Below are 11087 nucleotides of genomic sequence, written 5' to 3' on the forward strand. Positions count from 1 at the left end.
TTGTGGGAGCGGGCTTGCTCGCTCCCACATGGCATTGTAGTGACGACGAACAAATGAATATTTATTCCAACATTTGCAATTAGAGAATATTTATTCCATAAATAGCCCTTCTGAAAATAACAATTCAAAGGGCTCTTCCTCATGCGTGAACTCGGCATCGGTCTGATTGGCACCGGCTTCATGGGCCGTGCCCATGCCTTGGCGTTCCACAATGCCAAGGCGGTGTTCGACCTCCCCCTGAACCTGACGCTGGCGGCCCTGGTCGACGCCGATCCTCAGCGTGCCCGGCAGTGCGCCCAGAGCTGGGGGTTCGAAACGGCCCATAGCGACTGGCAACAACTGATTGACGACCCCAAGGTCAACCTGATCGCCATCACCACTCCCAATCACCTGCACTTCCCGATGGCCATGGCGGCGTTGGCGGCGGGCAAGCCGGTCTATTGTGAAAAACCCCTGGCGGTGTCCCTGGAGCAGGCCGAGCAGATGCGCCAGGCGGCCAAGGCGGCCGGGGTGGTGACGCGGGTCGGCTACAACTACCAGCACAACCCGATCATTCAACGGGCGCGGGACATGATCCAGCGCGGCGAACTGGGACAGATCATCAGTTTCCAGGGCGAATTCAGCGAAGACTTCATGGCCAACCCCGCCTCGCCGTGGTCATGGCGCTGCGAAGCGGCCCACGCCGGCGGCGCACTGGCGGACCTGGGCAGCCACTTGCTGGCCATGGCCCGGCACTTGTTGGGCGATGTCGAGGCGGTGTGCGCCGACAGCCAGACCGTGCACAGCCAACGGCCTGCCAGCGCGGGCAATGCCGAACAACGTGCCATCGCGGTGGACGACCAGGTCCACGCGTTGCTGCGTTTCGCCAATGGCGCCCGGGGCACGGTGAGCAGCAGTTGGCTCAAGCACGGCTACAAAAACCACCTGAGCTTCGAGATCAGCGGCACCCTCGGCACCCTGGCGTTCGATCAGGAACGGCTGAATGAACTGCGCGTGTGTCGCGTCGGCCAGCCAGGTTTCCAGCGCCTGCTGGCCGGCCCGGATTTGCCGGGCTACGCCGCGTTTAGCCCGGCCGCCGGGCACCAGTTGGGGTACAACGAATTGAAGACCCTGGAGGTGCAGGAACTGGTCATGACGCTTGCAGGCGAAGGCGGCAGCGGCACGGACTTCGAAGAGGCCTGGGAAGTGGAGCGGCTGGCGGCGGCGATTCGGGTGGCGGCGCGGGAGCAGCGTTGGGTGAAGGTCAGCGAGCTATAACCCCTCACTTCAGTACCCCCTGTTTGGTCCGGGGACATGGTTAACACTCCCCTGTGGCGAGGGAGCTTGCTCCCGCTGGGTTGCGCAGCAACCCCAAAGAGACTGAAGGCTGAATGCGATCACCCTGACACACCCGGGTGAATGGTTTTGGGGCTACTTCGTAGCCCAGCGGGAGCAAGCTCCCTCGCCACAGGTGTCCAACTTCAATTTTGGGTTTGCCACTCAACCAACCGCGCCGCCAGCGCCTTGGCCTGGCTCGCCACGTCGGTCACCGCGGTGCTTTCCCACCATTCAATGCCTCCCCTGTGGCGAGGGAGCTTGCTCCCGCTGGGTTGAGCAGCAACCCAAAGAGACTGAATGCTGAATGCGACCACCCTGACACACCCGGGTGAATGGTTTTGGGGCTACTTCGTAGCCCAGCGGGAGCAAGCTCCCTCGCCACAGGTGTCCAACTTCAATTTTGGGTTTGCCACTCAACCAACCGCGCCGCCAGCGCCTTGGCCTGGCTCGCCACGTCGGTCACGGCGGTGCTTTCCCACCACATCCCCCGCAACGGCGGCCCCATGGCGAACAGCCGCTGGGCGGGGGCCCCTTGGGCGTCCAGCACCGCACCGTCAGGCCGGACGGCAATGCCCAGGGCCAGCGGCCCCGGCTGGATCAGACCGCGAGCCAGCAACTGCTGCGGCAACGGTCGCGCCACGCGGCGCCAGTCATATTCAATACCGCTGGAGTTGATCAGCGCCGCGCCCTGCACCACGGTCAGCTCAGCCTCACCCCGACGGCGGATGCGGATACCCACCGTGCCCTCGGCGGACACCGCCAGCCCCTTGAACGATGCCGCCTGGATCCGCAACCGTCCTTCTTCATGCAGACGCGCCACCAGTTCGGCGCTCAGCGGTGGCGAACGATGGTGGTGGCTCTCCCACCATGGCCGTACATGCCGGACGAACTGCCGGCGTTGCACATCGCTGGCCTGGCTCCACAAGCGCCCGATGTGGGCGCGCACCGTGTCCAGCGGCGCCTGCCAATCGATCCCTTGGGCCTGGGCCTGACGGCATTGCTCGCGCAGGGCCCGCATCAACTGAAGTGGCGACCGCAGGCTGTGATCGTCGGCGAGGAAATCCACCCAGGCGGGTGGCTGGCGGCGCACATGAGGCAACAAACCATGACGGGAAAACACTTCGATCGGGCCACGGTGCCCGGCCTGCTCCAGGGACACCACGGCATCGACCATGGTCAGCCCCGAGCCGATGATCAGCACCGTGGACTGCGGATCAAGCAGGCGCATCGCAGCCACATCCCAAGGGTCCAGGGCTGCGGCATTCAAGCCGCTGGATTCGGTTTGCGGGGTGCGTGCCGCCGGGAACATGCCGGTGGCCAGCACCGCGAAACGGCCACGTAAGAGTTGGCCGTCGTCCAGCGTCACCATCACGGCATCGTCGGCAACCCGTAGGTCCACGGCCTCCCCACGCACGTGCTCGGCAGTCGAACCGTTTCGTGCGCCCAACTCGCGAGCCTCGGCCAGCCGTTGTTGCACATAGAGGCCAAACATCCCCCGGGGCGGGAACAACTCGCTGACCGGTACATGCTGCTGATCCGACTCGGGCCAGCCGCCAGCCTCGATGAATGCGGTGAGCCATTGGGTCAGGTCGTCGGCGTTGTCCGGGTCGACGCTCATGCGCGCCGCGTTGCCGTTCAAGGTGTGCCCCAGCTCCACGGCACTGTAGGCCTCGCCCCGACCCAACTCAACGCGCGGTTCGACGATCATTACCTCGCGTCGGCCCGGCAGGCGCAGCAACTGCGCGGCCAGCATGGCACCGCTCAGGCCACCGCCGATGATCAGGATATCGGCTTGGCGGGTGAGGCTGCTCGTCTGTCGATCCAACGCTGTGTCCATGCCGCTCTCCAGGGATCAAATCACCACATTGCGTACGAATCTCGCCGCCACCGGCCCATCGTTGCGATAGGCATGGGGCTGGTTGCTGGCGAACATGAAAAACTCCCCGGCACCAATCCGGCGTTCCTCACTGCCCAACAGCAGCGTCAGGCAGCCCTCGAAGACATAAAGCTGCTCGCTCCAACCGTCGGCGTCGGGTTCGCAATGGTAATGCTCGCCGGGCTCCAGGCGCCATTCCCAGAGTTCGACTTCGCGGCTGGCGGTGGCTTTTGCCAGCAATACGGCTTTGCTGCCCGCGATGGTGCCGGCCCAGGCCAGCTCGTTGATGCGGCTCGGATCGCGGGCGTCGGGCGCCTGGATCAAGTCGCTGAAGGCTACGTCGAGGGCTTCGGCCACCCGGTCCAGGGTGGTCAGGCTGACGTTCTTTTCCCCGGCCTCGATGGCCACCAGCATGCGCCGGCTGACCCCGGACAATTCCGCCAGCGCGGTCTGGCTGAGCTGCGCGGCATGGCGCAGACGACGGATGTTCTGGCTGACGTGTTGCAGGACGGAAGCCCGCTGGCCGGATTCTTTGTGCACTATATTGCTCACATGGTAGGGCTGCGCATTATACTGCCCAACTTCGGGCGCATTGTGCGTCCGCCTCAAGTGGCGCGCAAGGTCATGGCATCGGTGAATTCCCCTCAAGCTTCCTCCCGTTTCTCAAGGTTCAGCAAGGCCGAATGCGTGCTGGTGCTGATCACCATGATCTGGGGTGGGACCTTCCTGCTGGTGCAGCACGCCATGACGGTCAGCGGGCCGATGTTTTTCGTTGGCCTGCGCTTTGCCGCCGCGGCCGTGTTTGTCGCGCTGTTTTCCTGGCGGCATCTGCGGGACCTGACCCTCTTCGAACTCAAGGCCGGCTGCTTTATCGGCGTGGCGATCATGCTCGGCTACGGCCTGCAGACCGTCGGCCTGCAAACCATCCCCAGCAGCCAATCGGCGTTCATCACCGCGCTTTACGTGCCATTCGTGCCCTTGCTGCAATGGCTGGTGTTGGGCCGTCGACCGGGCTTGATGCCAAGCATCGGCATCATGCTGGCGTTTACCGGGTTGATGCTGGTGTCGGGCCCGGCCGGAGCCTCGCTGAACTTCAGCCCCGGTGAAATCGCCACGTTGATCAGCGCCATCGCGATTGCCGCCGAAATCATCCTGATCAGCGCCTATGCCGGCCAGGTCGATGTGCGCCGGGTAACCGTGGTGCAACTGGCAAGCACCGCGGTGCTGGCGTTTCTGATGGTGGTGCCGACCCAGGAAGCGATCCCGGCGTTCTCCTGGCTGCTGCTGGTCAGCGCCGTTGGCCTGGGAGCCGCCAGTGCAGCCATTCAGGTGGCGATGAACTGGGCGCAGAAAAGTGTCTCGCCCACCCGCGCCACGCTGATCTATGCCGGCGAGCCGGTGTGGGCCGGCATTGTCGGGCGCCTGGCGGGCGAACGGTTGCCGGCGATTGCCTTGTTCGGCGCGGCGCTGATCGTCGCGGCGGTGATTGTCAGTGAGTTGAAGACCCGCAACAAAGACACCATCCCAGTCGATGAAGGGCTTGAACAGGAAGGTTGAGGCCGGCCAGCAATCCATTGTTCGCCGAAAAAACCACCACCCTCGACAGTGGCCATCCCGACATTGACGGCGCGTGCAAGGTCATCTGGAACCCTGCAAGGTCGGAAAACCCCACCTACCTTGTAGGATTCTGCGACACCCTCGCGGTTGGTGATCGGGAATACGCCACGTATGATCCCCACAACCTCCCGCCGAATAGAAGCCTATGTCACTGATAGTTCTATTGCTTTTGCCCTTCATCGGCAGCTGTGTCGCGGCGCTGCTGCCGCATAACGCCCGTAACGCCGAATCCCTGCTGGCCGGCCTCGTCGCCCTGGCCGGCACGGTTCAGGTGGCCTTGCTGTACCCGCAGATCGCCGACGGCGGTGTGATCCGTGAGCACTACACCTGGTTGCCCAGCCTGGGCCTGGACTTCGTGCTGCGCCTGGACGGGTTCGCCTGGCTGTTTTCGTTGCTGGTGCTGGGCATCGGCACGCTGGTGTCGCTGTATGCCCGCTACTACATGTCGCCGGACGATCCGGTGCCGCGCTTCTTCGCCTTCTTCCTGGCGTTCATGGGCGCCATGCTCGGGCTGGTGATCTCCGGCAACCTGATCCAGATGGTGTTCTTCTGGGAACTGACCAGCCTGTTCTCCTTCCTGTTGATCGGCTACTGGCACCACCGCGCCGACGCTCGGCGCGGTGCCTATATGGCGTTGATGGTGACCGGTGCCGGCGGGCTTTGCCTGTTGGCCGGGGTGATGCTGCTCGGCCATGTGGTGGGCAGCTATGAGCTGGACAAGGTCCTGGCCGCCGGCGACCTGATACGTGCCCATGGCCTCTACCCCATCCTGTTGCCGCTGATCCTGATCGGCGCCCTGAGCAAAAGCGCGCAATTCCCTTTCCACTTCTGGCTCCCTCACGCCATGGCTGCTCCGACGCCGGTGTCGGCGTACCTGCACTCGGCGACCATGGTCAAGGCCGGGGTGTTCCTGCTGGCGCGGCTGTGGCCGTCGCTGTCGGGTAGCGAAGAGTGGTTCTACATCGTCGGCGGCGCAGGCGCCTGTACGTTGCTGCTAGGCGCCTACTGCGCGATGTTCCAGAACGACCTCAAGGGCCTGCTGGCCTATTCCACCATCAGCCACCTCGGGCTGATCACCCTGCTGCTGGGCCTGAACAGTCCGCTGGCGGCCGTGGCGGCGGTGTTTCATATCCTCAACCACGCCACGTTCAAGGCCTCGCTGTTCATGGCCGCCGGGATCATCGACCACGAAAGCGGCACCCGGGATATCCGCAAACTCAGTGGCCTCGTGCGGCTGATTCCGTTCACCGCGACCCTGGCCATGGTCGCCAGCGCAGCGATGGCCGGGGTACCGCTGCTCAATGGTTTCCTGTCCAAGGAAATGTTCTTCGCCGAGACCGTGTTCATTTCTGCCACGGCCTGGGTCGAACTGGCGCTGCCGATCATCGCCACCATCGCCGGGACCTTCAGCGTCGCCTACTCCTTGCGGTTCACCGTGGATGTGTTCTTCGGCCCCGCCGCCACCGACCTGCCCCATACCCCCCACGAACCACCGCGCTGGATGCGCGCCCCAGTGGAATTGCTGGTGTTCACCTGCCTGGTGGTGGGGATCTTTCCGGCCCAAGTGGTCGGCTCGTTGCTCGCGGCAGCCGCGTTGCCGGTGGTGGGCGGCACGCTGCCTGAATACAGCCTGGCGATCTGGCACGGCCTGAACGCACCGATGATCATGAGCCTGGTGGCCATGTCCGGCGGTATCGTGCTGTACCTGCTGCTGCGCAATCAGTTCCGGCAAGGCCACATCAAGCACCCGCCGTTCATTGGCCGGCTCAGTGGCAAGCGACTGTTCGAGCGTTGCCTGGTGTTGATGATGCGCCAGGGGCGGCGCCTGGAACGACGGATCAGCACCCGCCGCCTGCAGGCCCAATTGTTCTGGCTGGTCCTCGCTGCGGTGCTTGCCGGGCTGATTCCGATGCTGCACAGCACATTGGTCTGGGGCGACCGGCCGAAGATCCCCGGTTCCATCGTCTTCGTCAGCTTGTGGTTGCTGGCCATCGCCTGTGCCCTGGGCGCGGCGTGGCAGGCCAAGTATCACCGGCTCGCGGCCCTGACCATGGTCAGCGTCTGCGGCCTGATGACCTGCGTGACCTTCGTCTGGTTCTCCGCCCCCGACCTGGCCTTGACGCAACTGGTGGTGGAAGTGGTGACCACCGTGCTGATCCTGCTGGGCCTGCGCTGGCTGCCACGGCGGATCGAGGACGTCTCGCCGCTGCCCAACAGCGAGCGGCGCGCGCGCATCCGGCGCCTGCGGGACTTGCTGCTGTCCATCGCGGTGGGCGGCGGCATGGCGTTGCTCTCCTACGCCATGCTGACGCGGCAGACGCCCAACGACATTTCTTCGTTCTACCTCAGTCGCGCCCTGCCCGAAGGCGGTGGCAGCAATGTGGTGAACGTGATGCTGGTGGACTTCCGCGGCTTCGACACCCTGGGGGAAATCACCGTGCTGGTGGCGGTGGCCCTGGCGGTGTTCGCCCTGCTGCGGCGTTTCCGCCCACCTAAGGAAAGCATGCAGCTACCGGCGCAACAGCGTCTGCTGGCGCCGGACGTGGTCACCGACCTGGTCAACCCGCGCCATGCCAGCGACACCGCATTGGGCTTCATGATGGTGCCGTCGGTGCTGGTGCGCCTGCTGCTACCAATCGCCCTGGTGGTGTCGTTCTACCTGTTCATGCGCGGCCACAACCAACCGGGCGGTGGCTTCGTCGCCGGGCTGGTGATGTCGGTGGCGTTCATCCTGCAGTACATGGTCGCCGGTACCCAGTGGGTCGAGGCGCAAATGAGCCTGCGGCCGCTGCGCTGGATGGGCACCGGGCTGTTGTTCGCCACCGCCACCGGCCTGGGAGCGATGGCCGTGGGGTATCCGTTCCTGACCACCCACACCTGGCATTTCGAATTACCGCTGCTGGGTGATCTCCATGTGGCCAGCGCGCTGTTTTTCGATATCGGCGTGTACGCCGTGGTGGTCGGCTCCACCCTGTTGATCCTCACCGCCCTGGCGCACCAGTCGGTGCGGGCCCATAAGCCGGGCCTGCAAGCCAAACCCGTCGCCCCCGTCAAAGGAGCCACCGCCTAATGGAAGAAGTCATCGCAATCGCAATCGGCGTACTGGCCGCCTCCGGGGTCTGGTTGGTCTTGCGGCCACGGACCTTCCAGGTGGTCATGGGCCTGTGCCTGCTGTCCTACGGCGTCAACCTGTTCATCTTCAGCATGGGCAGCCTGTTCATCGGCAAGGAGCCGATCATCAAGGATGGCGTGCCCCAGGACCTGCTGCACTACACCGACCCACTGCCCCAGGCACTGGTGCTGACCGCCATCGTGATCAGCTTCGCCATGACCGCGCTGTTCCTGGTGGTGCTGCTGGCCTCCCGGGGCCTGACCGGCACCGACCACGTGGACGGCCGGGAGCCCAAGGAATGATGTTGACGCCTCATCTGATCGCCGCGCCCATCCTGCTGCCGCTGCTGACCGCCGCGCTGATGTTGATGCTGGGCGAGAAACACCGCCCGCTCAAGGCGCGGATCAACCTGCTTTCCAGTCTGCTGGGCCTGGGCATCGCCGTGCTGTTGTTGTACTGGACCCAGGACCAGACCCTGCCCGCGTCCATTGGCGTGTACCTGCCGGGCAACTGGCAGGCACCGTTTGGCATCGTGTTGGTGGTCGATCGGCTGTCGGCACTGATGCTGGTGCTGACCGGCATCATCGGCGTCTGCGCCCTGCTCTTCGCCACGGCCCGCTGGCACGGCGCCGGTGCGAGCTTCCACGCGCTGTTCCAGATCCAGTTGATGGGTCTCTACGGCGCCTTCCTGACAGCGGACCTGTTCAACTTGTTCGTGTTCTTCGAAGTGCTGCTGGCGGCCTCCTACGGCTTGATGCTGCACGGCTCGGGCCGGGCGCGGGTGTCGTCGGGGCTGCATTACATTTCCATCAATCTGTTGGCCTCGTCGCTGTTCCTGATCGGCGCAGCATTGATCTATGGCGTCACCGGCACCTTGAACATGGCCGACCTGGCTCTGAAGGTACCCCTGGTGCCGGAAGCCGACCGTGGCTTGCTGCACGCCGGGGCAGGCATCCTTGCAGTGGCGTTCCTGGCCAAGGCCGGCATGTGGCCGCTGAACTTCTGGCTGGTGCCGGCCTACAGCGCCGCCAGCGCACCGGTGGCGGCACTGTTTGCGATCATGACCAAGGTCGGCGTCTACACGATCCTGCGCCTGTGGACGTTGCTGTTCTCCGGCCAAGCCGGCGCCTCGGCGTATTTCGGTGCCGACTGGCTGGTCTACGGCGGCATGGCGACCATCGTCTGCGCCGCCATCGCCATTCTCGCGGCCCAACGCCTGGAGCGCATGGCGAGCCTGAGCATCCTGGTATCGGCCGGGATCCTGTTGTCAGCCATCGGCTTCGCCCAACCCAACCTGGTGGGCGCAGCGCTGTTTTACCTGGTGAGTTCGACCCTGGCGCTCTGCGCGCTGTTCTTGCTGGCCGAGCTGATCGAGCGTTCGCGCTCGGCCAATGAACTGGCCCTGGACGATGACTTCGACACCTTGCCGCGACCGCTGGAAGCCCTGCAACCGCCCAAGGGCATCAACCTCGATGACGAGCAGAAAGCCGTGGTCGGGCAAGTGATTCCCTGGACCATGGCCTTCCTTGGCTTGAGCTTTATCTTCTGTGCGCTGTTGATTATCGGCATGCCGCCGTTGTCGGGGTTCATCGGCAAGCTGAGCCTGCTCAGCGCCCTGCTCAATCCCCAGGGGCTCGGTGCCAGCGCCGGGGCACTGCTGTCGAACCAGGCCTGGGGCTTGTTGGCATTATTGATCCTGTCGGGACTGGCCTCGTTGATCGCCTTCTCGCGCCTGGGCATCCAGCGCTTCTGGACGCCGCAGGAGCGACCCTCGCCATTGCTGCGGCCGTTCGAATGCCTGCCAATCATCGTGCTGCTGGGCCTGGGCATCGCCCTGACTTTCAAGGCCGAGCCGTTGCTGCGCTACACCCAATCCGCTGCCGATGCGCTGAACAACCCGGAACATTATGTGATGTCGGTACTCGCCACCCGCGCCGTGCCCAACCCAGAGACCCGCGCCGCGTTGCAGGAGGTGCAGCCATGAAGCGCCTGTTTCCCGCCCCGTGGTTGTCCCTGGCGTTGTGGTTGCTGTGGCTGGTGTTGAACGTGTCCGTCAGCGCCGGTCATCTGCTGCTGGGCGCTGCGCTGGGCTTCCTGGCCCCGTTGATGATGCGCCCGTTGCGCCCGCGGCCCATCCGTATCCGCCGGCCGTGGGTGGTGTTGCGCTTGTTCCTGCTGGTGGGCCGGGATGTGCTGGTGTCCAACGTGGCGGTGGCCTGGGGTGTGCTGAACGCCGGGCGCCGCCCGCCTCGCTCGCGGTTCATCAAGGTGCCGCTGGACATGCACGACGCCAATGGACTGGCCGCGCTGTCGATGATCACCACGGTGATTCCAGGGACGGTCTGGTCGGAACTGGCCCTGGACCGCAGCATCCTGTTGATGCATGTGTTCGATCTGGAGGACGAGGCGTCATTCATCGCGCATTTCAAGGCCACCTACGAGCGCCCGTTGATGGAGATTTTCCAATGAGCCCCTTGCTGTCCAATGCGATCCTGTTGAGCCTGTTCCTGTTCTCCCTGGCGATGGTGTTGACCCTGCTGCGGTTGTTCAAGGGGCCTTCGGCACAGGACCGGGTACTGGCCCTGGACTATCTGTACATCGTGGCGATGCTGATGATGCTGGTGCTGGGCATCCGTTATGCCAGTGACACCTATTTCGAGGCGGCCCTGCTGATCGCCCTGTTCGGCTTTGTCGGCTCGTTTGCCCTGGCCAAGTTCCTGTTGCGTGGCGAGGTGATCGAATGACCGGCGAATTGTCGATGTGGGTGGAAATCCCGGTGGCGATCCTGCTGGTGCTCAGCAGTCTGTTCGCCTTGATCGGGGCGATCGGCCTGGTGCGCTTGAAGGACTACTTCCAGCGCATGCACCCGCCGGCCCTGGCTTCCACGCTGGGGGCCTGGTGCGTGGCGCTGGCTTCGATCGTGTATTTTTCGGCGCTCAAATCCGGGCCGGTGCTGCACGCCTGGCTGATACCGATCCTGCTGTCCATCACCGTCCCGGTGACCACCCTGCTGCTGGCCCGAGCAGCGTTGTTTCGCAAGCGCATGGCGGGGGATGATGTGCCAGCGGAGGTGAGCAGCCGCCGGAACGACTGACCGATATCTCGAGCCGGCACAGCTTTTGTGGCGAGGGAGCTTGCTCCCGCTGGGCTGCGCAGCAGCCCTGA

Annotated in this window: 10 protein-coding genes; 8 read left to right on the top strand and 2 right to left on the bottom strand. The window is 64.4% G+C overall.

Annotation, left to right across the window (positions count from 1 at the left end; genetic code table 11):
* Positions 1-141: 141 nt before the first annotated feature.
* On the top strand, positions 142-1257 hold the full coding sequence (locus BLT00_RS05095) for a Gfo/Idh/MocA family protein (RefSeq protein WP_092145995.1): 1116 nt from the start codon (positions 142-144) through the stop codon (positions 1255-1257).
* Positions 1258-1711: 454 nt separating this feature from the next.
* On the opposite strand, the gene BLT00_RS05100 is transcribed toward BLT00_RS05095, so the two are convergent.
* Both BLT00_RS05100 and BLT00_RS05105 read right to left on the bottom strand, forming a co-directional pair.
* Positions 1712-3154, bottom strand: coding sequence for an FAD/NAD(P)-binding protein (locus tag BLT00_RS05100; RefSeq protein WP_092145997.1), 1443 nt, complete (start codon positions 3152-3154; stop codon positions 1712-1714).
* 15 nt (positions 3155-3169) lie between these two features.
* The gene (locus BLT00_RS05105) at positions 3170-3733 is read right to left on the bottom strand and encodes a helix-turn-helix domain-containing protein (RefSeq protein ID WP_092145999.1); all 564 of its coding nucleotides are present in this window, start codon (positions 3731-3733) and stop codon (positions 3170-3172) included.
* A gap of 12 nt (positions 3734-3745) precedes the next feature.
* On the opposite strand from BLT00_RS05105, the gene BLT00_RS05110 reads away from it, so the two are divergent.
* From BLT00_RS05110 to BLT00_RS05140, 7 genes are all read left to right on the top strand, one after another.
* Complete coding sequence (locus tag BLT00_RS05110; protein WP_175456231.1) at positions 3746-4750, top strand: DMT family transporter; 1005 nt, start codon at positions 3746-3748, stop codon at positions 4748-4750.
* A 205-nt stretch (positions 4751-4955) separates the two neighbouring features.
* The gene (locus tag BLT00_RS05115; RefSeq protein WP_092146003.1) at positions 4956-7880 is read left to right on the top strand and encodes a monovalent cation/H+ antiporter subunit A; all 2925 of its coding nucleotides are present in this window, start codon (positions 4956-4958) and stop codon (positions 7878-7880) included.
* On the top strand, positions 7880-8224 hold the full coding sequence (locus BLT00_RS05120; protein WP_003202835.1) for a Na+/H+ antiporter subunit C: 345 nt from the start codon (positions 7880-7882) through the stop codon (positions 8222-8224). Before BLT00_RS05115 ends, BLT00_RS05120 begins: the two co-directional genes overlap by 1 nt.
* Positions 8221-9906, top strand: a complete 1686-nt coding sequence (locus BLT00_RS05125; protein ID WP_092146005.1) for a monovalent cation/H+ antiporter subunit D — start codon at positions 8221-8223, stop codon at positions 9904-9906. The genes BLT00_RS05120 and BLT00_RS05125 overlap by 4 nt, the downstream gene beginning before the upstream one ends.
* On the top strand, positions 9903-10391 hold the full coding sequence (locus tag BLT00_RS05130; protein WP_092146007.1) for a Na+/H+ antiporter subunit E: 489 nt from the start codon (positions 9903-9905) through the stop codon (positions 10389-10391). The genes BLT00_RS05125 and BLT00_RS05130 overlap by 4 nt, the downstream gene beginning before the upstream one ends.
* Entirely contained in the window at positions 10388-10666 is a 279-nt protein-coding gene (locus BLT00_RS05135; protein ID WP_024780040.1) for a K+/H+ antiporter subunit F, read from the top strand. Before BLT00_RS05130 ends, BLT00_RS05135 begins: the two co-directional genes overlap by 4 nt.
* The gene (locus BLT00_RS05140) at positions 10663-11016 is read left to right on the top strand and encodes a Na+/H+ antiporter subunit G (protein WP_092146009.1); all 354 of its coding nucleotides are present in this window, start codon (positions 10663-10665) and stop codon (positions 11014-11016) included. The genes BLT00_RS05135 and BLT00_RS05140 overlap by 4 nt, the downstream gene beginning before the upstream one ends.
* Positions 11017-11087 lie beyond the last annotated feature (71 nt).

The organism is Pseudomonas sp. NFACC51, from assembly GCF_900103575.1.
In the GTDB taxonomy this organism is placed as follows: Bacteria; Pseudomonadota; Gammaproteobacteria; order Pseudomonadales; family Pseudomonadaceae; genus Aquipseudomonas; species Aquipseudomonas fluorescens_Q.

Coding starts and splice junctions, on each gene's coding strand:
- BLT00_RS05140 (WP_092146009.1), top strand. CDS start 10,663: ATGACCGGCGAATTGTCGATGTGGGTGGAAATCCCGGTGGCGATCCTG.
- BLT00_RS05095 (WP_092145995.1), top strand. CDS start 142: ATGCGTGAACTCGGCATCGGTCTGATTGGCACCGGCTTCATGGGCCGT.
- BLT00_RS05110 (WP_175456231.1), top strand. CDS start 3,746: ATGGTAGGGCTGCGCATTATACTGCCCAACTTCGGGCGCATTGTGCGT.
- BLT00_RS05100 (WP_092145997.1), bottom strand. CDS start 3,154: ATGGACACAGCGTTGGATCGACAGACGAGCAGCCTCACCCGCCAAGCC.
- BLT00_RS05125 (WP_092146005.1), top strand. CDS start 8,221: ATGATGTTGACGCCTCATCTGATCGCCGCGCCCATCCTGCTGCCGCTG.
- BLT00_RS05135 (WP_024780040.1), top strand. CDS start 10,388: ATGAGCCCCTTGCTGTCCAATGCGATCCTGTTGAGCCTGTTCCTGTTC.
- BLT00_RS05115 (WP_092146003.1), top strand. CDS start 4,956: ATGTCACTGATAGTTCTATTGCTTTTGCCCTTCATCGGCAGCTGTGTC.
- BLT00_RS05120 (WP_003202835.1), top strand. CDS start 7,880: ATGGAAGAAGTCATCGCAATCGCAATCGGCGTACTGGCCGCCTCCGGG.
- BLT00_RS05130 (WP_092146007.1), top strand. CDS start 9,903: ATGAAGCGCCTGTTTCCCGCCCCGTGGTTGTCCCTGGCGTTGTGGTTG.